The organism is Planococcus shenhongbingii (assembly GCF_030413635.1).
GTDB lineage: Bacteria > Bacillota > Bacilli > Bacillales_A > Planococcaceae > Planococcus > Planococcus shenhongbingii.
Map to the genome: position 1 here is coordinate 2531134 of NZ_CP129235.1, position 25348 is coordinate 2556481.

Below are 25348 nucleotides of genomic sequence, written 5' to 3' on the forward strand. Positions count from 1 at the left end.
CTCAGCAAAAGCTGGGCGGTTTTTCATACGAAGCATATTATTCCTCATCAATCAGTAAATTAAACTCTTCCGGTTCTTCTTCACGTGCAGCAATCGTATAGTTTGCTGCTTCCATGCCAAATGATTCCCGGATTTTGTTTGAAATTTCATGGCGTATTTCTGGATTGCTAATCAGGAATTGTTTGGCGTTTTCACGGCCTTGTCCAATACGTTCCTCATTATACGAATACCAAGAACCGCTTTTCTGGATAATCTCCATCTCTGAACCGATATCAACGATTTCACCTTCACGGGAAATCCCTTTTCCGTACATAATATCCACTTCAGCTGTACGGAACGGCGGAGCCACTTTGTTTTTGACGACTTTGATCTTCGTTCTGTTCCCGATGATATCCGTGCCGGATTTCAATGCTTCAGCGCGTCTTACTTCCAAACGGACAGACGAATAGAATTTCAATGCACGGCCGCCTGGAGTCGTTTCCGGGTTACCGAACATAACGCCGATTTTTTCACGGATTTGGTTAATAAAAATCACAATTGTGTTCGATTTATTGATGACGCCTGATAGTTTACGAAGCGCCTGAGACATTAAGCGTGCTTGCAGACCCATATGCGAGTCGCCCATTTCGCCTTCAATTTCCGCTTTTGGCACTAATGCTGCTACTGAGTCAACTACAACAATATCAACAGCGCCGCTTCGAACTAAAGCTTCTGTAATTTCAAGTGCCTGCTCGCCTGTATCCGGCTGAGACAGGAGCAACTCATCAATATTAACACCTAGTGCTTTAGCGTACATCGGATCTAATGCGTGCTCAGCATCGATAAATGCTGCTGTTCCGCCTATAGCCTGCACTTCCGCAATGGCGTGAAGCGAAACAGTCGTTTTACCCGAACTTTCAGGTCCATATATTTCAATAACCCGTCCGCGCGGGTATCCGCCTATTCCTAGAGCAGTATCTAGCGCCAATGAACCGCTGGAAACTGATGATACATTCCGGTCGCTTTTTTCTCCTAATTTCATGACCGAACCTTTACCGAATTGCTTTTCTATACTCTTTAACGCCATGTCTAATGCCGCTTTACGATCGCTCAAAAGAAATCCTCCTCTAATTAAAACCATTTTTTCTACCTGTCTCTATTATACTAGGTTATTGAGAAATACACAACAAAAAAGCGAACGTTTATTCGTGTTCGTATTTTTAAATTTGTGATTTGTTCACCCTATAAATAGCAAATTCCCTTTTTGAGAACAAAAAAACACGCAAAATTAAATTTTGCGTGCATTTCCTTCTGTCAGTGTTCGTATGATATAAGAAAGCGCCAATTTTACCGCTCTCAGACGGTTCGTATTGCGCATTCCCGATAATTGAAGCCGGTAAGCTTTGGTTTCCTCGGCTGTCGCGATGCCGATCCAGACGGTTCCAGCCGGCTGATTGCCATGAGCATCCGGCCCTGCAGCCCCTGTCAAGCCGACACTGATATCCGTGCTGAACTTCTCACGGACTGCTTCAGCCATCGCAATGGCAGTTTCTTCACTGACTACGCCGTATTCTTTAAGCAGCTCAGGAGACAACCCAAGCTGAGTAATTTTCATTTCTTCGTTATAGGCAATCACTCCGCCTGAAAGAACCGCACTCGCTCCAGCTACTGCTGCCAGCTCTGATTGGAAAAGTCCAGCTGTTAAACTTTCAGCAGCTGAAATTGTTTTCGATTGCTCATTCAATAATTCAATCGTTTTGGAAGCAAGTGAATCGTCATCATAACCATAGAGATATTCCCCTACATCATCTAAAATCTCTTTTTTCGCTTTGTTGATCAATTCCCAAGCCTGCTCTTCTGTGGCCGTTTTCGCGGTAATGCGAAGCGTCACTTCTCCGTCAGATGCTAGCGGGGCAATAGTCGGATTGGTTTGCCGGTCCAGCAAATCCTGCAGGCGGTCTTCCAGTTCCGCTTCCCCAATGCCGTAAAAACGCAAGACATGAGATAAAATGACATCCGCTTGATTCAATAAACGAGCCAATTTCGGTTTACCTTCAAACTGGAACATCGGTTCCATTTCTTTTGGCGGTCCCGGCAGCAAAATATACACCCGGCCATCATTTTTATACAGCATTCCCGGAGCCATCCCATGGTTATTGACCAGCACTTCACTGTCTTTTAAAACAAGCGCCTGTTTCTTATTGTTTTCCGTCATTACCCGTCTAGCCCGCTCAAAAAATGCCTCAATGGATTCCAGGGCATATGCATCCATTTCAAGTGTTGTCCCTAAATGGCGGGCTATGGTTTCTTTTGTCAAATCATCTTTTGTCGGGCCAAGGCCACCGGTAAAGATGATTAAATCAGCGCGCTCTTCAGCAATTTTAATGACATCCTCCAAGCGGCCGGCATTGTCGCCGACAACAGTGTGGTAGTACACATTAATGCCAAGTTCCGCCAAATGGCTGGATAAAAAACGCGCATTCGTGTTTGTGATTTGACCAAGCAAAAGTTCCGATCCCACTGCAATAATTTCCGCATTCATCTGACTCCACCCCTTCTCAAACTGCAATCATTATTTAGATGCGAGTAATCCCCGGCGGTTGGCATAGAAATAATCCCATCCAGACCAAACCGTGAAAATAAGCGCTATATAAAGCATAATTTCCCCGAATGGAATATTAACTAAAGCAAAAATCGTATTATGGAGCAATAGCGCGGCAATGGCCAGAATCTGCGCAGTTGTTTTAATCTTGCCTAAATTACCGGCTGCCACCACTTCCCCTTCTCCTGCCAATACCAGACGAAGTCCTGTAACCGCGAATTCCCGGCTGATAATGATAATAACAATCCATGAAGCGGCAAATTCAAGCTCCACTAAAATAATCAAGGCTGCTGAAACAAGCAATTTATCAGCAAGTGGATCTAAAAATTTCCCAAAAGTAGTAACTAGATTATATTTACGGGCATAGTAACCGTCGACCCAGTCTGTCAGTGAGGCAATAATAAAAATCAGTCCTCCGACAAAGTGTCTAACCGGCATTTCCGCTCCGAAAAGCGTCATGTCTCCCCATCCAAAATCGACTAGCATGATCACCATAAAAATTGGAATCAATAAAATTCTGGAAATGGTGATGCGGTTTGGAATGTTCATAGTGTTTCTCCTTTCGTCCTATCAAGAAAAATAGCCATCAAAAGATGGCTATTCCACGTCTTTAAATTGAATAACAATATTTTGAGTAAGAAGATCTTGCGTATATTTAACCGGTTCGCCGTTAAGTGTCAATACCACATTCGGGGTCGCCCCAAGCCGTATAGAAATTTTTGAAAGGCCAGTTACATCGATGTTTTCGGCATCATTTTTAGCCATTGTGCGTGCGGGTATTAAATCTTTTTGGTTGGGCCCCATTGCCTGAACCCATGACGGTCCCCCGCTCGCTTTGATGACAAGCTCTCTTTTAGCCGGACCTGTCCATGCATAGGTTGTTGTTTCGCCTTTGCTTCCTTTAACATCTAAGCTTGCCTTAGGTTTTGCCGGCTCTTTTTCTACAGGCTCTTTGGCTGGTTCTTCTTTAGCGGGCTCTTTGGCGGGCTCTTTGGCCGGCTCAGCTGGAGTTTGTTCCTCAGCAGCTTCTTCATACTGTACTCCGCCTTCATTTTCTGTTCCTTCTTCAATCGGATCATTGGTATCAAGGTTTGAATAAAAGAAGACCACTACAGCCAAAATGACTACGATAAACAAAGCCACAATCACTTTCGGCATTATTTCACCTGTCCGATTAGAGGAATGTTTAGCGAAAGTTTCCCGGCGTGACGGTGTTGGCGGCGCAATCAATGCTCCCGACTCGTCTCTGGCTGGCACCGGCAATTCTGATTTATATTGTTCAAACAATTCATCCGACTGGAGTCCTACTGCTTCCGCGTATTGCTTGATAAAAGCACGCGCGTAAAACGGCCCTGGCATCATACTGTAATTGCCTTCTTCAATACCGGCTAAGTACCGTTTTTGAATTTTTGTTACCTCTTGTAAATCCTCTATACTATAACCTTTTGCGATTCTCGCTTCTTTCAAACGAGTACCTAATTCACTCAATACGATCACCTGCCTGCTTAAAAGTTAAAACCGCCGAACATATCCGCTTGGTTCCGGTCGTCCATGAAGTTGTTTTTCTCTAAAACTTCATATGTAATCTTCTCGTCTGGATGATGGCGCAATTCGATAATATAATCGAAATCTTCGATGTTGTACTCAGACTGCTGGACAAACAAATCGGGATGTTCCACCACTTTAATAGTAGGCATGCGCATCATTTCCCGTACCAGTTGCTGATGGCGCTCATCTGCGGAACGGCGTGTTACAATGCCATCCAATATAAAAATATTATTGGAATTGTGCTCATCGCCCATCAGACTGTTCCGCACTGTTTGTTTGATCATCGTGGAAGAAAGGAAAATCCACTTTCTATTGGCGCTAACACTGGCAGCGACAACCGATTCTGTCTTGCCAACCCTTGGCATCCCCCGGATTCCCACCAATTTATGGCCTTCTTGCTTGAAAATTTCAGCCATGAAATCAACCAGCAAGCCAAGTTCATCGCGGACGAAACGAAATGTCTTGCGGTCATCTGCATCGCGCTGGATATACCGTCCGTGCCGGACAGCTAAAATATCACGCAATTTGGGTTCGCGGAACTTCTTCACTGCAATCGTTTCAATAGTTGAAACGATTTGTTCAAAACGTTCCAGCTGAACATAATGTTCAGCACGTAAGAGCATTCCTCGCCTGCCTTGGTCAACCCCATTAATCGTCACAATATTAACTCGCAACATCCCAAGAAGTGAAGCTATATCCCCTAATAAACCCGGACGATTCACTTGAATTTCGTATTCAAAATACCATTCGATCATTCATCATCCGACCTTTCATATCAGTATATGGCGTTCGAAGTCCCTACCTCTTATGATAGCTGATTTACAACTACAAGAAAAGGGGCAATAAAAAGGAGTTGGCTTGAAAACTTAAGCTGGCCAACTCCTTTAGTACTATTTGTTCACATTAAAAACCAGCCAACTTAGACAATAGACCTTTTTTCATTAATTTTTGATAGCTTCCCTACATATGCCATCCTCCATTGATATGAAGAGTTTGACCTGTCATATAATCCGCTTTGCCGCCTACCAGAAATTCGACTGCATTTGCTATGTCTTGGCAAGTGCCCAGCCCCAGCGGTATTTCTTCTGCAATAGCCAAAAGCTCTTCATTGTCAAAAGCGTTATTCATTTTCGTTTGGATAAAGCCTGGAGCAATTGCATTAACACGTGTTCCTGACGCCGCCATTTCCTTGGCATAAGCTTTCACAAATGCTGTTTGTGCCCCTTTGACTGACGAATACATCGTCTCAAGCGCCGCTCCGGTTTGCCCCCAGATTGATGTGATAAAGACAACATACGTCTTCTGGTGGCGGTGGAAGTATGGAGAAATCAATTTGATAGCGGCGACAGGATTTCGGACATGGACACGCCATAACGCATCCATCTCCTCTTCAGATGTATCTATCAGCATTTTCAAAAGTGCATGGCCGCTTGCTACTACGATGCAGGAGGCATCATAGACATTTTCGGCGACTTTTCGGGCTCCGTCCGGCTGGCTAAAATCAGCCTGGATGCCAATGAATTCCTGGTATGGATATTTTGCTTCTAATTTTCCAGTAAGCTCCGCAACCGGATTGGTATTCCAGTGAAGATAAAGCGACCAGCCGGTTTCGGCCAGCTGCTGGGCTATCGCTTCTCCGATTTCTCCTGAAGCGCCCAAAATTACTGCAAATCGTTTCACACAGTTTCCTTCTTAGGAGGCACGATGGTAAAGACAGAACGCTGGCTGTCCAGACTGGCCGTAGCAAAAGCGGCTTGCAAATCAGGAACTTCTAAAGCTTCAAGGAAAGGCACCACATCGAAAAGATTCATTTGGTTGAACGTGTAGCGTGTAAACTGATTGGCAATATACTCAGGCGAATTCAAGGCTCTTAAGAAAAAGCCGATCTTTTTCCGGCGCACGCGGTCCAGGTCTGCCTGGCCAAATGGCCATTTTTCTATCGCTGCATCCAATGTATGCTGGATTTCTTTGGCCAGAACTTCAGGTTCAGACGTATCGGATCCAATCAATGCATAACCAAAGCCATTTTCCAGCGAGTAATCAAACGAATACGATTCATCAATCCAGCCATTTTCATAAGCACGGTGATAAAAATCGGAAGTACGCCCGAATAATAATTCGAAAGCCAATTGTGATGCCAATTCATGTTTGAGCATCGGAGTGCCGGATAAATTCAAAACCTCGGGTTTGATGCCTACAAATACTTTCGGTTTTTGAACACTCATTTCCAATGTCCGTTCTTTGATTGCCGCTTCAATTGGCTCTTCCGGATAAATCCGTTTGATTTCTTTCGGCTCTTCAAACGTTTTTTGGCTTTGGTTTGTTCTGATAAAATCCATCATGCTTTCCGGCTCAACCGCTCCAACGACGAACAAGACCATATTCGAAGGATGATAGAACGTGTTATAGCAAGTATATAAATGCTCTGCCGTGATTTCCTGGATTGAATCGACTGTTCCGGCAATATCGATTTTCACCGGATGGTTTTTATACAGGTTCTCGATCATGCCAAAGTACAGGCGCCAGTCCGGCTGATCGTCGTACATCGTAATTTCCTGTGCGATGATCCCTTTTTCTTTTTCGACTGTCTTTTCAGTAAAATATGGACTTTGAACGAAATCCAACAAAGTTCCGACATTTTCAGTAATTTGATCGGTTGCCGAGAATAAATAAGCCGTCCGTGTAAAAGAAGTGAACGCATTCGCAGAAGCGCCTTGTTTGCTAAACTGCTGGAATACATCGCCGTCTTCTTTTTCAAACATTTTATGCTCAAGGAAATGAGCAATGCCATCCGGTACTTTGACTGGTTCCTGCCCGCCAAATGGAACAAAATGATTGTCGATTGAACCGTATTTAGTGGTGAATGTCGCAAAAGTTTTCGAGAATCCTTTTTTCGGTAAGATATAAACTTCCAGCCCGTTAGGCAATTGCTCCTGATAAAGTGTTTCATCCAATTGATCAAAATGTACTTTATTCAACTGAATCATCCTCCTTGCCTGATAGGAAGTAAGTCATTTCCAATGATAATTGCTGTGCAGCCTGTGCAATATCCTCTTTGGTGATGCTCTTCCATTTGCTGATTAAATAATCCGGTTCAAATGAATCCGTCAATTCCATGTACTGGTCATAGATATCAATCTGGCCCCTTGCTGAATCCAGTGCTTCTCTCAATTGATTGATCAGCAATGCTTTTGTCTGTTCCAGTTCCGTATCGGAAATATTGCCTTTTTTCACTTCTTCCAATTGCTCAAGAACAAGTTTAACTGCCTTTTCTTCCAATTTGGAATCAATGCCTGCAAGTACGAACATCAAGCCAAACTGGGAAGCGTACGAGCTGGATACATAATAAGCCATGCTCTCTTTTTCGCGTATATTGACGAACAGTTTGGAATGCGCATAACCGCCGAGAATCCCGTTCATCAACTGCATAACTGGAAACTTCTCATCATAGAATGTAATCGGGGTAAAGAAAGCCATATGAAGCTTTCCTTGTTTCATATCTTCATATTCAACAACCCGTGATTGAGCCGGCTGCACCAACTCTACTGATGGTGCATCAATGGACTTTTCCCGGTCTTTGAAATGGAAAAATTCTTTTATATACGCTGCAATCGTCTCCGACTGAATATCTCCAACTGCATAAATCTCAATTTCGTTGTCATCGATCATTGCTTGATATTCCTCGAGCAGCTTTTCGTTTGTCACCCGCTCTACTTCTTCAAGAGTTCCATTCGCTTGAATGGAAGCCGGATGTTCAGGAAGCGTCAGTTCCATCATCCGCTGCTGGGCATAACGCGTCTTCTCATCAAAAATGGATTCGATGCGCTGTTTGACCGCTTCTTTTTCACGGTTAAAAATGGTTTCTTTAAACAGCCCATTTTCAAAATTCGGTTTAAACAATACGATGTACATTAAGTTCAGAACTTTTTCGAGTACACCTTCTTCAGACAAATACTGGTCGTTCACCGTTTCCACATTCAATGTCACAATATGCTCATTGCCCCGTTTAGAAGAATCTATGTACAGAGACGTGCCGTATAAATCATCAAGCACCATGCGAAGCGCAGTATGAGAAGGGTACACTTCATTGCTGTGCTGCAGGACATTCGCCAGAATCGACCGGGCAGACGCCTTTTCTTTTGTTAATTTATCTTTAAATTTCAACGAAAAATTTATCGTTTTGAATTGCGTCGTTTCGTTAACATGCACATTGACGCCTTTTGCAATACTAGTTGTTTGAAACATATGGAAATCCCCTCTCTTCGTTCATAGTCTAACTATACCGAACCTTTTCGGCTAAATGCAAATAATGAAAAGCGGAAACGGCCGTTCAGCTCCGAAAGGCATAAGACGGATTGGCGAAGCGGCGATTTTTGCCGCACAGCCAAGACGGCTTATGACCCGAGGAGTTGGCCGGTGCAGCTGGACAATAAGAAAAGCGGAAGTGCCCGTCTAGTTCCGACAAGCGCTGGAGGCCTCGTCGGTAATGGCGTCTTTTGCCATTGCTGGCGAGGCTGAAGCGACTCGAGGAACTGGGCACTGTAGCTAGACACGAAAAGCGCAGGTGGCCATCTAGCCCGACAAGCGCTGGAGGGTTTGGCAGGAATGGCGTACTTGGCCATTCAGGACAAGACCGAAGCGACCTCGAGGGGCTGGCCGCCGGAGCTAGACACGAAAAGCGCAGGTGGCCATCTAGCCCCGACAAGCGCTGGAGGGTTTGGCATGAATGGCGTACTTGGCCATTCAGGACAAGACCGAAGCGACCTCGAGGGGCTGGCCGCCGGAGCTAGACACGAAAAGCGGAAACGGCCGTTCAGCTTTCCAGGCAAAACAAAAAAGAGCCGTCGAAACGGCTCTTTTTTGTTTTCTTATCGCTGTCCTTTGATGTACGGAATTCCGTTCGCTTTAGGCGCATTGGCACGGCCAATGAAGCCTGCTAAAGCCAGGATTGTCAGTACGTATGGAAGAATCAGCAGGAAAACATTCGGAATGTCTTGGATATAAGGGATGGATGGTCCAACAATACTCAATGATTGGGCGAAGCCGAAGAACAAAGCTGCCCCCATGGCGCCCAGCGGATGCCATTTCCCAAAGATCATGGCTGCAAGAGCCATAAATCCTTGTCCATTGATCGTCGCATGTCCAAAGTCTCCAGAAATCGTCTGTGCATAAATGGCTCCGCCAATACCGGCTAAAGCACCGGATATCATAACTGCGACATAACGCATTCTCGCAACATTGATGCCCATTGTGTCTGCAGCCATCGGGTGTTCTCCAACAGAACGCAAACGTAAGCCGAATGGCGTCTTATAAATGACAAACCAAGCAAGAATTGCTATGGCAATTGCCAGGATGGACGTATTGTAAACCGAACTGAAGAACATTGGCCCGATGACCGGAATATCCGACAATACCGGAATATCATAGCGCCCAAAACGTTCTGTAATAAAATCGGTCTGGCCTTTGCCAAATATTTTTTTAACCAAGTATATAGCTAAAGCAATCGCCAATAAGTTTATGGCTACCCCAGAGACAGTTTGATCCGCACGGAAAGAAATAGAAGCGACCGCATGGACCAGCGACAACAATAATGCAGCAATCATAGCTGCTACCAATGCAAGCCACGGAGTCGCATTGCCGAACGTATCTGCATAAAACAAGTTAAACAAAATCCCCACAAATGCACCGATAACCATCAACCCTTCGAGGCCGATATTGATTACACCCGATCTTTCGGAAAACACGCCACCGATTGCTGTTAGGATAAGCGGGGCTGCATAAAATATCGCTGAAGGAACGATGAAATACAAAACTTCCAAGAAACTCATATTACTTCGCCTCCTTCTTCTTAGCTGCGCGCAGCAGGAATAAGCGGATTACATAACCTGATGCTACAAAGAAAATAATAACGGCAATAACGATTTCAACGATTTCAAGCGGGATGCCCGCAGCATTCGGCATATTCAAAGCACCGTATTTTAAAGAACCAAATAGCGTTGCACCGAAAATAACACCAAGCGGCGTATTCATCCCAAGCAAGGCAACCGCAATACCATCAAATCCGATTCCCGTAAACCCGGCTTTTGATGACACATACTCAAACGTTCCAAGAGCTTCCATCGCTCCGCCAAGACCGGCAAAAGCGCCCGAAATAACCATAGCCAAAATGATGTTTTTATTCACATTCATGCCGGCATACTTTGAAGCGTTTTGGTTAAATCCTACCGCTTTCAATTCAAAGCCCAATGTTGTTTTCTCTAATATAAACCACATGACTCCCACCATTAATAAAGCAATAATGATACCGTAATGAAGGCGGGAAAATTCAGTCAAGTTCTGAAAAAATTCAGAGCGCAACGATGCACTGGCAAAGATCGATTCTGTACGGTCTCCACCGCCAGAAACAGTTTTAATCAGCGCATTTGTCACGTGAAGGGCGATATAGTTCATCATGATGGTGACGATAACTTCGTGCACATGAAATTTCGCTTTCAATAAACCAGGTACGAATCCCCACAACGCACCAGCTGCAGCTGCAGCTAAAATTGCCAAAGGCAAATGAATGATTTTTGGCAATTCAACAGCTACTCCAACATAGGCAGCTGCAAACCAGCCTACAATCAATTGCCCTTCTACACCGATATTGAACAATCCGGAACGAAAAGCAAATGCCACTGCTAAACCGGCTAATAGGTAAGGCGTAATTTGACGCAAGGTTTCCCCAATTGTATACATGTCACCAAAAATCCCATTCCAAAGGGCTGCATAACCAATTACCGGATTGTATCCACTAATGAGCATGATAATTGCCCCAACAAGCAATCCGAGAATTACTGAAATGACGGGGACCAGAATATTTGTTGCTCTAATCGACATGCTGATCCTCCTTTACGCTATTTTCTTTTAGATTATCCTTTGAACGAACATGATGGCCGGCCATCAATAAGCCAAGTTCTTGTTCTGTTGTTTCTTCCGGAGTGACGATATCGACTATTTCGCCGTCATGAATAACAGCAATTCGGTCTGACACATTCATGACTTCATCCAATTCAAATGAAATCAACAGAACCGCTTTTCCGTTATCCCGCTGCTCAATCAAACGGCTATGGATAAATTCAATGGCTCCAACGTCCAAGCCGCGTGTAGGCAAGGCGGCAATCAATAACTCTGGATTACGGTCCACTTCACGACCGATTATGGCTTTTTGCTGATTTCCTCCAGATAAAGCGCGTGCCGGTTCATGCGGCCCTTGTGTGCGGACGTCATAAGCCTCGATAATATCCTTCGCTTTTTGATCAATTTTGTCGTAATCAATGATTCCGGATTTCGAAATTGGAGATCCGTAATAAGTCTGCAACGAGATATTATGGCCAATTGGGAAATCCAGCACCAAGCCATGTTTATGGCGGTCTTGCGGTATATGCCCAACTCCCGCTTCGGTAACTTTTCGGGGTTTTAAATTTGTAATATTTTTCCCGTGTATTGAGATGATTCCATTTTTGACTTTGCGAAGTCCCGTAATTGCTTCAATTAGTTCTGTTTGGCCATTTCCATCGATTCCTGCAATTCCGACAATTTCACCTTGGCGGACGGATAAACTCAAGTTTTTCACTTTATCTACTCCGCGGTAATCTTCTACCACCAAATCTTTAATATCCAAAATCACATCTTTTGGAGTTGCCGCTTTTTTCACAGTTTTAAATTCTACTTGGCGGCCAACCATCAGTGAAGCCAGCTCAGCTGGATTCGTTTCAGAAGTAATGACCGTTCCGACACCCTTCCCTTTACGGATAACCGTTACCCGGTCAGAAACATCCATGATTTCTTTTAATTTATGGGTGATTAAAATAATCGATTTGCCTTCTGCAATCAAGCGTTTCATGATCTGGATCAACTCGACGATTTCCTGCGGCGTCAATGAAGCTGTCGGTTCGTCGAAAATCAGGATTTCAGCGCCTCTGTACAATGTTTTCAGGATTTCCACGCGCTGCTGCATCCCAACTGAAATATCTTCAATAATGGCATGTGGATCAACGTTTAATCCATACTGTTCCGATACTTCCTGAACCCGTCTGGCCGCATCTTTTTTATTTGTGATGCCGAATTTTGTAGGCTCACTTCCCAGAATAATGTTTTCGGTTACCGAGAAATTCTCGACAAGCATAAAGTGCTGGTGCACCATTCCGATTCCCAAGTCATTGGCGACGTTAGGATCTGTGATATCGACTTTTTTTCCGCGCACACGAATTTCCCCGCCATCCGGCTGGTACAAACCGAAAAGAACGTTCATCAATGTTGACTTGCCTGCTCCGTTTTCCCCAAGCAATGCGTGAATTTCACCCTTTTTCAACTGCAGAGTGATATTGTCATTGGCGACAAAATTCCCGAATACTTTACGGATATTGAGCATTTCGATTACATATTCCACTGTTTTCACTCCTTCGAAAACTGCTGACTTCTTTTTTTTAAGTAATACAGGAAAGGTTTTTATTACTAAAAACCTTTCATCTATTACTAATTTTCTAAAAATAGACGTAAAAAAAATCATAAAGACCGGATAGCCCGGTCTTTATGATGACCGTATCAACATATGTTTTATCACGATTGATTCAACTGACAATCAACGAGAATGCCCCACTGATCAAGTTTTTCTTATTCAGACAAAGTTTCTGGCACTTTGATTTCGCCGCTGGCAATTTTCTCTTTGTATTCTTCGATTTTAGCCATCACGTCTTCAGGGATTGCGCCACGTGAATCAGCAAGGCCTACACCGTCTTCAGCTAAACCGTAAGTTACAGTTTCGCCGCCAGGGAATTTGCCATCTTTGGCTTTGTTTGAAATATCGATTACTGCCTGGTCAACGCCTTTAAGAACTGAAGTCAAAGTTACATTTGCATCGCCAACTTGGCCTTCGTCGTATTGGTCAGCATCAACACCGATAACCCAGATATTTGCATTCGGATCAGCTTCTTTGCGTTCTTTTGCTTCGGTGAATACACCGTTGCCAGTACCGCCAGCAGCGTGGAATACAATATCCGCTCCTGCAGAGTACATGCGGTTAGCTGTTGTTTTACCCAATTCCGCTTTATCAAAAGCTCCTGTATATTGAACATCGACTTCAACTGCCGGGTCTACTGCTTTAACGCCTTCTTTGAACCCTGCTTCAAAGCGTTCGATAACTGGAATTTCCATACCGCCTACAAAGCCGATTTTTTTTGTTTCAGTCATCAAAGCTGCAGCTACTCCTGCAAGGTATGCTCCTTCTTGCTCTTTGAACAATACGCTCGCAACGTTCGGTGCATCTACAACTGCATCAATGATTGCAAGTTGTGCATCTGGCTGTTGCTCAGCAATTTCTTTTACAGCGCCTTCCATCAAGAACCCGATGCCGAAGACCACGTCAAAATCACGGCGGATCAAGTTGTTGAGGTTCGTGTTGTAATCAGCATCAGAAGCTGATTGCAGATAATCAATTCCGCCGTCCCCTTTTTTAAGGCCGTTTTCTTCACCAAAAGCTTGTAGTCCTTCCCAAGCTGATTGGTTGAATGATTTGTCATCCACGCCACCGACGTCTGTTACCATTGCTACTGAGAAATCGCTCGCTTCTCCGCCGCTTCCAGTATCACCAGTAGAAGCGCCTTCTTCGCTGCCACATGCAGCAAGCATAGTGCCTGCAGCAAGCATTACAGATAGACCAAGACCAAATTTACGTTTAATCAATGTAATAACCCCCAAGAAATTTTATCATATTAGCAGGAATTTGCCGTTTTACACACGTTTTCGAACTACATGGAAACTGAATTTATCAGCCCTGAAGTAGTTCTTTGAGTAAAGCACCACTCGATCGTCCTCATCGTAATGGAGCTGCTTTAATTCGAGTAATGCTGTTTCGGGATCACATTCCAAAATCGGCGAAGCTTGTTCATGATAGCCAATTGGATCAATATATGTGACCGCATAGGAAATGTGTATATTCCCAGACTCCTCTAATGCAGAGAAGATGGAACTTTCTTTGCGTCCGAGAAAATCGACTGGCAAATATGCGGAAGGAACTTTGTCAATGCAATAAACGACAGGTTCTCCATTTGCCGTCCGGACGCGTTCAATAGTTATGACAGTCTCATCGTTTTCGCAATGAAAGCGTTTTATATCATCTTCAGAAGATGGAGCCTCGGAAGTACTTAAGTAAATAGCACCTGGCTCCATTCCTGCTTGGCGGATCATATCCGAGACACTTGTCAATTGTTCAATGCCCGATGTAAACACCGGTTTCGCATTGACAAAAGTGCCGACTCCATGCCGTCTGACGATAATATTATCTTCTTCCAACAGCCGCAGCGCCTCTCTTAAAGTAGCGCGGCTGACTCCCAGTGTTTTAGCTAGTTCGAATTCGGATGGCAACTTCTCTTTCTCTTTGTACAAACCGGCAGCAATATCCTGCTTCATTCGATCAATCACTTGGAGATACAAAGCACGATGATCCGATTTTATTGTCATACGATTCACCACCAATGACAGAGATCAGACATCTGATGTAAAACATTCCTACTAATCAGAATTACTATAACACTTATTCAAGATGAAATAAATAGTCTTTTGTCGAATTTCGCGAATTTTATTTTCAAAAAAAGTAATTGATGTAATCAATACGTCACAAAAAATGCGAAGTTTTTTAATAATCCTCCTGCTTTGGAACTAATACTGTGCGTGGTTTGCTTCCTTCATAAGGACCTACAACACCTCGCTGTTCCATTTGGTCTATAATGCGGGCTGCCCGCGAATAGCCAACCCGGAAGCGTCTTTGCAGCATCGATACCGATGCCGTCTGCATTTCAGAAACCAGTTGGACCGCTTCGTCATATATTTCATCTGTCTCGTCTTCTATAGCGGTTTCTTCAATTTCCGAAGGAATCATGTCTTCCTGGTATTGCGCTTTTTGCTGTTCAATAGCAAAGTCGACGATTTTTTCCACTTCGGAATCCGATAGGAACGCGCCTTGGACCCGGACCGGTTTCGATTTTCCTGCCCCTAGGAACAGCATGTCTCCACGGCCCAGCAATTTTTCCGCTCCACCCATATCCAGGATGGTGCGTGAGTCGATGGCAGATGAAACAGCAAACGCGATCCGCGAAGGAATATTCGCTTTGATGACCCCTGTAATGACATTTACACTCGGGCGCTGTGTAGCGATGATCAAATGGATTCCAGCGGCCCGTGCCATTTGCGCCAAGCGTGTGATGGCATCTTCCACATCGTTTGAAGCAACCATCATCAAGTCCGCCAATTCATCGACGATGACAACGATAAATGGCAGTTTTGGATGCTTTTCTTCGTTTTCTTCATTGAATATCCGTACGTAATCGTTATAGCCTTCGATATTGCGGGTTCCAGTATGGGAGAACAATTCATATCTCCGTTCCATTTCCGAAACAATTTTCTTCAATGCCTGGGCCGCTTTTCTAGGATCTGTCACGACCGGCGCCAATAAATGCGGAATGCCGTTATAGACATTCAGTTCAACCATCTTCGGATCGATCATCATCATTTTCACTTCATGCGGTTTCGCCCGCATGATGATGCTCGTAATAATACCGTTGATGCATACCGACTTCCCGCTTCCTGTCGAACCGGCAACCAGCAGGTGAGGCATTTTGTTGAGTTCCGTCATGACGGCTTGTCCGGTAACATCCCGCCCAAGGCCGAACAGCAGCTTCGATTCAGGTTTATTGTTCTCTTCGGATTCCAATACTTCACGCAGCGAAACGATGGCCACTTCAGAGTTCGGCACTTCAATGCCGATCGCCGACTTGCCAGGAATCGGTGCTTCAATCCGGATGTCACGAGCCGCAAGAGCCAACGCCAGATCATCGTGAAGCGCAACAATTTTACTGACTTTCACTCCTGTATCCGGCAGCACTTCATATTTCGTAACTGCTGGACCCATATGCACTTGAGTGACTTTTGCCCGCACGCCGAAACTTTGGAATGTTTTTTCCAGCTTTTTAGCGTTTTTCTGAATGCCAGCGTATTCTCCGCTTTGGTCACTGTGTGGAGGCAATGTCAGCAAATCAAGCGGCGGCAATTGATATTCCTCGTTTTCCATTTCTTCTCCTGCAGACAAAGTAACTGCTCCAGCTTCGTCCGCTTTGATATCTTCAGCCGGCACTTCCGCTTTTTTAGGACGGACATTTTCAGTAAACGCCGATATGATTGGTTCTTCATGCTGCATCACATCGACCGTTTCTTCTTCTTCAGGGTCGAGGGCTTCATCCACTTCAATCACTTGTTCGGGCTGCACTTTTTTGCGCGGCGCCGACAACCTATTCGGTTTCGGCTTGCTTTGCTTCAAACGAGTTAATGTCGATTTCAAGACCGGACGCAAACTAGGCACTTTCTCTGCCAAATAAGGAGCGGCCGTTTTTCCTGTAAGAATAATCGCTCCGATTGACAGTAGAATCAAAGCAATAATCCATGTCCCGGCCGTATCGAACAATAAATGGAACATGGCATATAACACTGCCCCCATCATACCGCCGCCGCTAGCTGTATAAGTCTCCCAAACTGACCCGGTGACTTTAGTTGACCGGATGGTCTCTGCTATCACATTGCCGGATGTAATAGGTAAAATAGAACCCGATGCCCAAATCAAGTGGCAAATTAACAGAGTTCCTGTTATTAAAAACAATGAACTTGCAGCGATTTTCAGGCGGGGTTTTGGCCAACGCCGTTTAACCATTATATGTGCTGCTAACAGCAATAACAGGATTGGGACAAAAATCGCCAAATATCCTGTCAATAATTCGGTTATATTTAATAATGTTTTTCCTATGATTCCTAACTGAAAAGCCATCAAGACCGCAACGCCGATCATCAGCAGCCCGATGACTTCATATCCAATCATGGACATCGGCTGCTTCTTTTTTTTGGCTGCCGGCTTTTTCTTAACTGGTGCCTTTTTTCTTGCCTGTGCCCGTGGCATATTGATCCCTCGTTTCCTAAAAATTGAAAAAGGATTTCCACCGAGTAGTTCGGTATGGAAATCCTTTCACTTTTTTCTTTCTTAATATTCCATAATAATCGGAATGATCATCGGACGGCGTTTTGTTTGTTGGAATAAATAAGAATTCAGTGTGTCACGAATTTCCTGTTTGATGTTATTCCATTCAAAAGCGTCTTTCACCACATATTTCTCGACAATTTTACGGACCAATTGAGTGGATTCTTCCATAAGCTGCTCTGATTCGCGGACATAAACAAAGCCGCGGGAAATCATTTCAGGTCCGGATGCAATTTTCTTTTCTTTGCGGTTTAATGTTACCACTACAATAAAGATGCCGTCTTGCGAAAGAAGTTTGCGGTCCCGAAGAACAATGTTGCCAACATCTCCGATTCCGATTCCGTCAATCAGCACATTGCCGGCAGTAACACGGCCGCTCATACGAACTTTTCCGCCTTTGTATTCGACGATATCCCCTTTATCTGCAATAAAGATATCCGACTTATGCATACCGATTTGCTGTGCCAATTTCGAATGGGCAATCAGCATTTTGTATTCCCCTTGGATTGGGATGAAGTATTTCGGCTTCATCATGTTCAGCATCATCTTCAGGTCTTCCTGGCTTCCGTGTCCGGATACGTGAACTTTCTTGCTCGATGTCAGTACATTCGCTCCGGCTTTCGCCAATTTGTTCATTGTCTGGAACATCTGGACTTCCATGCCTGGAGACGGTGTAAAGGTGATCATCACTGTGTCGGTGTCTTTGATTTTTACATCTTTATGCTGTTTACGCACCATTTTGTCCAAAGCTTCAAGCGGTTCACCTTGGTTGCCTGTTACGATAATCACGACTTCTTCATCTCGGTACTGCTCAAGCTCTTTTACCGAAATGACAGTCTCTTCATCGACTTCCAAATAGCCGAGCCGCAATCCGACTTCATAGCTGCTTTCAAGGCTTTTCCCAACCACTGCCACTTTTTTCCCTGTAGCTTTGGCAATATCGAATACTTGCTGGATCCGGATGAAGTTGGATGAATACAGCGATACTAAAATACGGCCTTCAGCTGCCAGGAATGCAGACAATAAATGGTCTGCCACAACTGTTTCAGGAGTTGTATGCCCTGGGCGTTCCGCTTCTGTAGAGTCTGACAGCAAAATCAAGACGCCGTCTTCTCCCAATTTTGCCATTTTAGCAATATCGGGCTTATAGCTTCCTTTTGCAGATTGGTCGAACTTGAATTCTCCCGTATGGACAATAGCGCCTTCCGATGTGTGGAAGACAATTCCAAGCGCATCCGGAATACTATGTGTTGTGTGGAAAAACGTCACATGAGTTTTATCAAAATTCATGCGGCTTTTGTTCGTCACTTCGAAAAATTTCACATGCTTCAGTGAACCTTGTTCTTTAATATGCTCTTTCGCTAAAGCTATGGTCAATTTAGATCCATAAACTGGCGCCTGGATTTTTTTCAGCAAATATGCAATTGATCCAATTGCATCTTCATGGCCATGAGTCAGGAAAATCCCTTTCACACGGTCTTTGTTTTCCTCTAGAAATGATATGTCTGGGATAACAATATCGATGCCAAGCATTTCATTTTCCGGGAACATCAAGCCGCTGTCGACGACAAATAAATCTTCATCGATTTCGACGACATACATCGCTTTACCGATTTCTCCAACTCCGCCAAGCGGAATCACTCTAATTAATTCATTTTTTATTTTACTCAATTTATTTCCTCCTATAATTTACCCGTACACATCCATAGACTTTATTATACGGGAATCTTTGTAAACAGTCCAAAGAAAAAAATAAACCGGAGCGGCGTCCGGTTTATTTTAGGCGTCTTTTCATATTCAAATCTATTTTAAACAATTCCTTGTTCAATCATTGACTCAGCGATTTGAACGGAGTTCAGTGCTGCGCCTTTCACCAAATTATCGGCTACTACCCATAAGTGGAATCCTTTTGGATTATCCAGATCTTGGCGGATTCGTCCAACAAAGACTTCATCAAGGCCAGTAGCCATCAACGGCATCGGATATACCTGATTGGCCGGATCGTCCATTAATTCCACTCCTGGTGCTGCAGCGATTGCCTGTTTCACTTCTTCCACTGTTGGCGCAGCTTCTAGCTCAACATACACCGATTCCGAATGCCCAGTCACTACAGGCAGCCGGACGCATGTAGCGGCAACCGATAAGGTATCATCATGCATAATCTTCTTTGTTTCATTTATCATCTTCATTTCTTCATACGTATAGCCATTGTCAGTAAACTGATCAATTTGCGGAATAGCATTGAATGCGATTGGGTAGTGGCGCTCTGCTGATTTCACTGGCAGCACTTTCGCTTCTGCATTCGGGGCATTGTCAAAATCCGCCGCCTGGTTCTTCAATTCATTGATGGCGTTAATCCCAGCACCTGAAACAGCCTGGTACGTTGAAACCACAATCTTATTTAAACCGAATTGTTCTTTCAACGGCTGCAAGGCACAAACCATTTGAATCGTGGAGCAGTTAGGGTTGGCAATGATTCCTTTATGCTCAGCGATATCGGTTTTATTGACTTCCGGCACGACGAGCGGCACTTCTTTATCCATGCGGAAAGCGCTCGTATTGTCGATGACTACAGCTCCGCGCTTAACTGCTTCCGGAGCGAATTTTTCCGAAATACTTCCTCCAGCACTGAATAAGGCTATATCAATGCCTTCAAAAGATTCGGGAACCGCTTCTTGTACTGTATATGTTTTTCCTTTAAATTCAATTTCCTGTCCAGCTGAACGGCTCGATGCCAAGAAAACAATCTCTTTAATAGGAAAGTTTCTTTTTTCCAGCTGTTCTATCATTTGTTGTCCAACTGCTCCTGTTGCTCCCATAATTGCTACATTAAATGTTTTCAAATGACTCTCTCCTTCAGTAATGATTGGCGTTATTGTACCATAATTTACTGCACTAGAGGAATGACTTGTGTTTAAATAGTAAGTTATTTTAGATTTTTATATAAAATTCAACTAATTGTCAATTCTCGAACTTCATTTAATTTATTTTCCCTTCAAGGCGAAAATGGCTTTTGAGTGCGATTGGCTTTCAAATTTCCGCCCATAAAAAAAGCCCCCTCATTTTTAAGGGAGCTTACTTTGAGCGAATGATCGAAATAGCGGGTTCTCCTGCAAACAAATCCATCAATGAATTTACTTTTTCGAGTGAAACTTGGTCAACCAAATGGATGACTTCGTCGTATGGCTGATGTTTTTCCAGCAGCAATTCATTTTTTCCGTTGCGGTTCATCCGGGCACTCGTGCTTTCAAGCCCTAGCATGATATTGCCTTTAAGTTGCTCTTTTGAATCAGCCACTTCTTCAAGCGTTGCGCCATTTTGCCGGACTTTCTGCAGTTCAGAAAGGATGACTTCCTGCAATTCAGGCATTTGCTCATTCGAAGTTCCGCCGTATATGGCTAAAGCGCCATGGTCGGAGTATGCCGAATGATAAGAATAAATTGAATACGCCAACCCCCGTTCTTCCCGAACTTCCTGGAACAGGCGTGATGACATGGAACCGCCCACGATATTATTCAAGACGATGAAGTTATAGATGTCTTCATCTTTCACCGACAGTCCGGGATATCCTAGACATAAATGGCCTTGTTCCGTCTCTTTATGCTTTAATGAATAGCCGGAACTAAATCCTGGAAATAGATAATGCTTATCCTGGTTTTTCCGCTGAAATGAACCGAAAAGTTGTTCAATCAATGCGATAAGCTGCGGTGTGATATTGCCTGCCACTGAAATCACCGTATTATTTGGCGTATAATGCCGATCCATGAAGTGTTCAATCTTGTCTTTTGTGAATCCCTGCAAAGTATTTACAGTGCCGAGAATCGGAGCACCCATGGAATGATGCGGGTACATCACTTTCCACAGCTGCTCATGGACATCGTCATCCGGCATATCTTCGGTCATGCTGATTTCCTCAATTACCACTTGGCGTTCTTTTTCAATTTCTGACGCTTCCATCTTTGAATTGAAAAACATATCGGCTAGCACTGTCACCGCATGTTCAGCATGATGGTCCAGCACTTTAGCGTAATAACACGTATATTCTTTGGAAGTATAAGCATTCATATCTCCGCCAATACGATCGAATTCCCGAGCAATCTGTTTAGCGCTTCTATTTTCTGTTCCTTTAAACAGCATATGCTCGATAAAATGCGTCATGCCGTTTTCATCCGGCAGTTCATCGCGAGATCCGGCTTTTACGAAAACACCAACGGCTACAGACCGGAAATGGGGAATGGATTCAGAAACAATCCGGAGCCCATTTCCGCAAATATGTGTAGTAACCAATATTCATTCCTCCTAATACGAAAAAATTGCCAACATAAGCTGGCAATTTCGTTTGCTTTAAATTATTTTGCTTCTATCGACAGCAAAACTTTTACTGATCAAAGTATCTGTTATTGATTGGCTTTTTCAGCAGTTTCTTTTTCTTCTTTCAAAACGATTTTACGTGAAAGGTTAACACGGCCTTGGCGATCGATTTCAATCACCTTAACTTTAACGACATCGTCAAGTTTTAAGACATCTTCCACTTCTTTCGTCCGTTCTTCCTGAATTTCAGAAATATGAAGAAGACCATCTTTTCCAGGGAATAGTTCAACAAAAGCACCAAATTTCTCGATGCGTTTCACTTTGCCTTCGTAGTACTCGCCGACTTTCGCTTCGCGGACGATATTTTCTATCATCGCTTTCGCTTTTGCGTTCATTTCCTGGTCAACGGAAGAAATGAAGATTGTGCCGTCTTGTTCAGTATCAATTTTAACACCAGTTTCATCAATGATTTTATTGATCACTTTACCGCCAGGCCCAATTACATCACGGATCTTATCTGGGTTGATCTTTACCATGATAATCTTAGGAGCAAATTGTGATAACTGTTCTTTAGGCTCTGAAATCGTTGCAAGCATCGATTCCAAAATATGGATTCTTCCGATTTGAGCTTGTGTTAATGCCTCATCCAAAATTTCACGCGACAGGCCATCAATTTTAATGTCCATTTGAAGAGCTGTAATGCCTTTAGCAGTACCCGCTACTTTAAAGTCCATATCGCCAAGATGGTCTTCCATGCCTTGAATATCCGACAGCACAGTATAGTTTTCGCCTTTTTTAACTAATCCCATTGCAATTCCTGCAACCGGCGCTTTGATTGGCACTCCGGCATCCATCATCGCAAGCGTTGATGCACAAATACTTGCCTGTGAAGTCGAGCCATTCGATTCCAATACTTCTGCTACTAAGCGGATTGTATACGGGAAGTCTTTTTCAGACGGAATAACGGCTTCAAGCGCACGTTCTCCGAGTGCACCGTGCCCAATTTCCCGACGTCCAGGACCACGAAGGAATCCAGTTTCCCCTACTGAGAATAACGGGAAATTGTAATGGTGCATAAAGCGTTTCGTATCTTCAATGCCCAAGCCGTCGATGATTTGAACATCGCCAAGCGCACCTAAGGTACAGATGCTCATTGCCTGAGTCTGGCCACGAGTAAACAAACCTGAACCGTGTGTGCGGTTCAAAATGCCGACTTCAGAAGATAATGGACGGATTTCAGATGGCGTACGGCCATCTGGACGGATCTTTTCGTCTGTAATTAAGCGGCGCACTTCATCTTTTACCATTTTGTCCAGAATCTGGCTAACCTGTTTTTTCACATCTTCATCGGCTTCTTCATAGGACTGCATGACACGGTCTTTAACAGCATCAATCGCTTCGTTGCGAGCCTGCTTTTCAGCTGTTTGCACAGCTGCATTCAACTCATCTTCTGCAAGCGCCTTGATGGCTTCTGTAAGAGTGGCATCCAGCTCATAAAGCTGAATGTCTGTTTTTTCTTTGCCCACTTCTGCGGCAATCTGTTCTTGGAAAGCGATTAATCGCTTGATTTCTTCATGGCCAAACATAATAGCTTCCAGAATCTCTTGCTCCGAAACTTCCTTTGCTCCTGCTTCTACCATATTAATAGCATCTTTAGTTCCAGCAACTGTCAAGTTCATAGAACTCTGCTCCAGTTGGTCATTCGTCGGATTAATGATATATTCTCCATTAATTCTTCCAACGATAACGCCGGCGATAGGACCGCCGAATGGAATATCTGAAATCATCAATGATAGAGATGAACCGAACATTGCCGCCATTTCTGACGGGCAGTCCTGATCTACAGACATTACCATAGAAATAACCTGTACTTCATTGCGGAAACCATCCGGGAATAACGGGCGGATAGGACGGTCAATCAAACGGCTCGTAAGCGTCGCTTTTTCAGACGGACGGCCTTCACGTTTGATAAATCCACCTGGGATTTTGCCGACTGCATATAAACGCTCTTCATAATTTACTGTGAGGGGGAAGAAATCCGTATTCTTTGGAGTTTTAGATGCTGTTGCCGTTGACAATACTGCTGTATCGCCGTAACGAATCAACGCAGCTCCGTTAGCTTGTTTTGCTAATTGGCCAACTTCAACCTGTAACTCGCGGCCTGCCCAATCTAATGTATAAACTTTTTTCGTTTGCTCCATAATCGAGCTCCTCTCTCTTACACTGTTTCATCATTCTCTTTACCCCGCTTTAACGGTCAGTAAAATCAACTACCGGTCAGTAGGACTTCCGCTTTCGCTGGGAGGTCCACTGTCCGTAAAAGTCCGATTGGATCAACTATCAATCAGCGGGGATGAAGAAACTCCCCACTGATTGAAGTTTCTCTTTATGTATCCACTAGTAGTGTATCAAAAAAGTATTCACTGTGCGATTGAATGTTTAAATTTTTATCCATAAAGAAAAAGCGGGACGAATCCCGCTTTTGCTAATTGCTATTATCGGCGTAAGCCTAATTTTGAGATTAACTCGCGGTAGCGTGCTACATCGTTCTCGCGCAAGTATTTCAACAAGTTACGACGGCGTCCAACCATTTTGAATAGACCACGACGTGAGTGATGATCTTTCTTGTGAGTACGCAAGTGCTCGTTCAAGTTGTTGATGTCTTCTGTAAGAATGGCGATTTGAATATCTGCAGACCCAGTATCTGTGTCGTGCACTTTGAATTCATTGATCAATTCATTTTTACGTTCTTGAGTGATTGCCATACTGTTCCACCTCCTAATTTCTGATATCCCCAATTACCGAGCAACCGTTGGTGAATCGATTTGCCAAGCAATGGTTTGTACTTTTAGTACTTATAAATCATAGCATAAGCGCTTTTCAAAATCAACCGGTCACCTTATGTTAGACTTTTGAAAAAATCAATTGCCGTTTCCTTATCCTTTTGAATCTGAACCTTCAGTTCATCTATTCCTGAAAATTTCTTTTCATCCCGAATTCTCAAGTACCAATCTACATCCACCATTTCTCCGTAGATCGTTTTATCAAATTCTAAAATATAGACTTCAACCGTCTGCTTCTTCACGTCGGGATTGTTGAAAGTCGGTTTAAATCCAACATTGCAGACGCCATTGTATTTCCGCTCCTGAACCCAAATACTTACAGCATAAACTCCCCGGCCAGGAACAAACGTGCCAATTTCCGGCTCGACATTGGCAGTCGGGAAACCTATTGTCCTGCCCCTCTTATCGCCATTTACCACGGTGCCTGAAATTCTGTATGGCCGCCCTAATAAACGGCAAACTTCATCGACTTCACCGCTCTTCAGCAGATTCCGGATTCGCGTTGAACTAATTTTCTCTTCGCCGTCGACTTGTTTTTGAATAGTTGAAACAGAGAAAAATTCTTTCCCAGCCTCTTCCATTGTTTTCATATTCCCTTCACCTTTACAGCCGAACGAAAAATCGAATCCTGCTGTGACATGCACTACATTCAATTCTTTAATAAAAATATGGATGAATTGTTCAGGGGTCAACTTCGCAAAGTCGGAAGTAAATCGTACGACAAAACAAATATCAACGCCCATGCTATTCAAAATCTCTAATTTCTTTTGCATGGGCGTAATGTAAAATACTTCTTCTTTTCTTCCCCCTAAAACTACAGAAGGATGAGGATCAAACGTCATGACCGCCGATTGGATACTATGTTTTTTCGCATGGCTGATCGCTTCTCCAATAACCTGCTGGTGCCCTTTATGTACACCGTCGAAAAAACCGAGCGCCAGCGAAATAGGGCCAAGCTTTTCTTCAGGTTTAATATTGTTTGGATAACTTAAATGAATAATTTTCATG

At 43.8% G+C, this 25348-nt stretch carries 20 protein-coding genes; all 20 read right to left on the reverse strand.

Annotated elements, in window-relative coordinates; translation table 11 throughout:
- Window positions 1-37: 37 nt before the first annotated feature.
- Window positions 38-1093: a recombinase RecA gene (recA, locus tag QWY16_RS12570; protein ID WP_300989566.1), complete on the reverse strand. Its 1056-nt coding sequence runs from the start codon at window positions 1091-1093 to the stop codon at window positions 38-40.
- 174 nt (window positions 1094-1267) lie between these two features.
- Entirely contained in the window at window positions 1268-2521 is a 1254-nt protein-coding gene (locus QWY16_RS12575) for a competence/damage-inducible protein A (protein ID WP_300989567.1), read from the reverse strand.
- Between the two features lie 30 nt (window positions 2522-2551).
- A complete protein-coding gene (gene pgsA / locus QWY16_RS12580) occupies window positions 2552-3130 on the reverse strand; it encodes a CDP-diacylglycerol--glycerol-3-phosphate 3-phosphatidyltransferase (RefSeq protein ID WP_300989568.1) in 579 nt (192 codons plus the stop codon).
- Between the two features lie 48 nt (window positions 3131-3178).
- Window positions 3179-4069, reverse strand: a complete 891-nt coding sequence (locus QWY16_RS12585; protein WP_300989569.1) for a helix-turn-helix domain-containing protein — start codon at window positions 4067-4069, stop codon at window positions 3179-3181.
- 17 nt (window positions 4070-4086) lie between these two features.
- Window positions 4087-4884 (reverse strand): DUF3388 domain-containing protein, encoded by a 798-nt coding sequence (locus tag QWY16_RS12590; protein ID WP_300989570.1) that lies wholly within the window; start codon window positions 4882-4884, stop codon window positions 4087-4089.
- A gap of 205 nt (window positions 4885-5089) precedes the next feature.
- A complete protein-coding gene (gene ymfI / locus QWY16_RS12595) occupies window positions 5090-5809 on the reverse strand; it encodes an elongation factor P 5-aminopentanone reductase (protein WP_300989571.1) in 720 nt (239 codons plus the stop codon).
- Entirely contained in the window at window positions 5806-7107 is a 1302-nt protein-coding gene (gene yfmH / locus QWY16_RS12600) for an EF-P 5-aminopentanol modification-associated protein YfmH (RefSeq protein WP_300989572.1), read from the reverse strand. Before yfmH ends, ymfI begins: the two co-directional genes overlap by 4 nt.
- Window positions 7100-8374: an EF-P 5-aminopentanol modification-associated protein YfmF gene (yfmF, locus tag QWY16_RS12605; protein WP_300989573.1), complete on the reverse strand. Its 1275-nt coding sequence runs from the start codon at window positions 8372-8374 to the stop codon at window positions 7100-7102. The genes yfmH and yfmF overlap by 8 nt, the downstream gene beginning before the upstream one ends.
- A gap of 623 nt (window positions 8375-8997) precedes the next feature.
- Window positions 8998-9957: an ABC transporter permease gene (locus QWY16_RS12610; protein ID WP_300989574.1), complete on the reverse strand. Its 960-nt coding sequence runs from the start codon at window positions 9955-9957 to the stop codon at window positions 8998-9000.
- Between the two features lies 1 nt (window position 9958).
- Window positions 9959-11005 (reverse strand): ABC transporter permease, encoded by a 1047-nt coding sequence (locus QWY16_RS12615; protein WP_300989575.1) that lies wholly within the window; start codon window positions 11003-11005, stop codon window positions 9959-9961.
- Window positions 10995-12557 carry an ABC transporter ATP-binding protein gene (locus tag QWY16_RS12620; RefSeq protein WP_300989576.1) on the reverse strand — a complete coding sequence of 521 codons (1563 nt, stop codon included), beginning with the start codon at window positions 12555-12557 and terminating at the stop codon, window positions 10995-10997. Before QWY16_RS12620 ends, QWY16_RS12615 begins: the two co-directional genes overlap by 11 nt.
- A gap of 224 nt (window positions 12558-12781) precedes the next feature.
- Window positions 12782-13849 (reverse strand): BMP family lipoprotein, encoded by a 1068-nt coding sequence (locus tag QWY16_RS12625; RefSeq protein ID WP_300989577.1) that lies wholly within the window; start codon window positions 13847-13849, stop codon window positions 12782-12784.
- A gap of 48 nt (window positions 13850-13897) precedes the next feature.
- Entirely contained in the window at window positions 13898-14626 is a 729-nt protein-coding gene (locus QWY16_RS12630) for a GntR family transcriptional regulator (RefSeq protein WP_300989578.1), read from the reverse strand.
- Between the two features lie 175 nt (window positions 14627-14801).
- Window positions 14802-17108: an FtsK/SpoIIIE family DNA translocase gene (locus tag QWY16_RS12635; RefSeq protein WP_300989579.1), complete on the reverse strand. Its 2307-nt coding sequence runs from the start codon at window positions 17106-17108 to the stop codon at window positions 14802-14804.
- A gap of 81 nt (window positions 17109-17189) precedes the next feature.
- Complete coding sequence (locus tag QWY16_RS12640; protein ID WP_300989580.1) at window positions 17190-18857, reverse strand: ribonuclease J; 1668 nt, start codon at window positions 18855-18857, stop codon at window positions 17190-17192.
- Window positions 18858-18994: 137 nt separating this feature from the next.
- A complete protein-coding gene (locus tag QWY16_RS12645) occupies window positions 18995-20005 on the reverse strand; it encodes an aspartate-semialdehyde dehydrogenase (RefSeq protein WP_436837187.1) in 1011 nt (336 codons plus the stop codon).
- A gap of 256 nt (window positions 20006-20261) precedes the next feature.
- Window positions 20262-21473, reverse strand: a complete 1212-nt coding sequence (locus QWY16_RS12650) for a M16 family metallopeptidase (protein ID WP_300989582.1) — start codon at window positions 21471-21473, stop codon at window positions 20262-20264.
- Window positions 21474-21583: 110 nt separating this feature from the next.
- A complete protein-coding gene (gene pnp, locus QWY16_RS12655) occupies window positions 21584-23698 on the reverse strand; it encodes a polyribonucleotide nucleotidyltransferase (protein ID WP_300989583.1) in 2115 nt (704 codons plus the stop codon).
- A 294-nt stretch (window positions 23699-23992) separates the two neighbouring features.
- Entirely contained in the window at window positions 23993-24262 is a 270-nt protein-coding gene (rpsO, locus tag QWY16_RS12660) for a 30S ribosomal protein S15 (protein WP_300989584.1), read from the reverse strand.
- Window positions 24263-24396: 134 nt separating this feature from the next.
- Window positions 24397-25347 carry a bifunctional riboflavin kinase/FAD synthetase gene (locus QWY16_RS12665; protein ID WP_300989585.1) on the reverse strand — a complete coding sequence of 317 codons (951 nt, stop codon included), beginning with the start codon at window positions 25345-25347 and terminating at the stop codon, window positions 24397-24399.
- Window position 25348: the final 1 nt, after the last annotated feature.

Coding starts and splice junctions, on each gene's coding strand:
- QWY16_RS12575 (WP_300989567.1), bottom strand. CDS start 2,521: ATGAATGCGGAAATTATTGCAGTGGGATCGGAACTTTTGCTTGGTCAA.
- pgsA (WP_300989568.1), bottom strand. CDS start 3,130: ATGAACATTCCAAACCGCATCACCATTTCCAGAATTTTATTGATTCCA.
- QWY16_RS12590 (WP_300989570.1), bottom strand. CDS start 4,884: ATGATCGAATGGTATTTTGAATACGAAATTCAAGTGAATCGTCCGGGT.
- yfmF (WP_300989573.1), bottom strand. CDS start 8,374: ATGTTTCAAACAACTAGTATTGCAAAAGGCGTCAATGTGCATGTTAAC.
- QWY16_RS12610 (WP_300989574.1), bottom strand. CDS start 9,957: ATGAGTTTCTTGGAAGTTTTGTATTTCATCGTTCCTTCAGCGATATTT.
- QWY16_RS12615 (WP_300989575.1), bottom strand. CDS start 11,005: ATGTCGATTAGAGCAACAAATATTCTGGTCCCCGTCATTTCAGTAATT.
- QWY16_RS12630 (WP_300989578.1), bottom strand. CDS start 14,626: ATGACAATAAAATCGGATCATCGTGCTTTGTATCTCCAAGTGATTGAT.
- QWY16_RS12635 (WP_300989579.1), bottom strand. CDS start 17,108: ATGCCACGGGCACAGGCAAGAAAAAAGGCACCAGTTAAGAAAAAGCCG.
- QWY16_RS12645 (WP_436837187.1), bottom strand. CDS start 20,005: ATGGGAGCAACAGGAGCAGTTGGACAACAAATGATAGAACAGCTGGAA.
- pnp (WP_300989583.1), bottom strand. CDS start 23,698: ATGGAGCAAACGAAAAAAGTTTATACATTAGATTGGGCAGGCCGCGAG.
- rpsO (WP_300989584.1), bottom strand. CDS start 24,262: ATGGCAATCACTCAAGAACGTAAAAATGAATTGATCAATGAATTCAAA.
- QWY16_RS12665 (WP_300989585.1), bottom strand. CDS start 25,347: ATGAAAATTATTCATTTAAGTTATCCAAACAATATTAAACCTGAAGAA.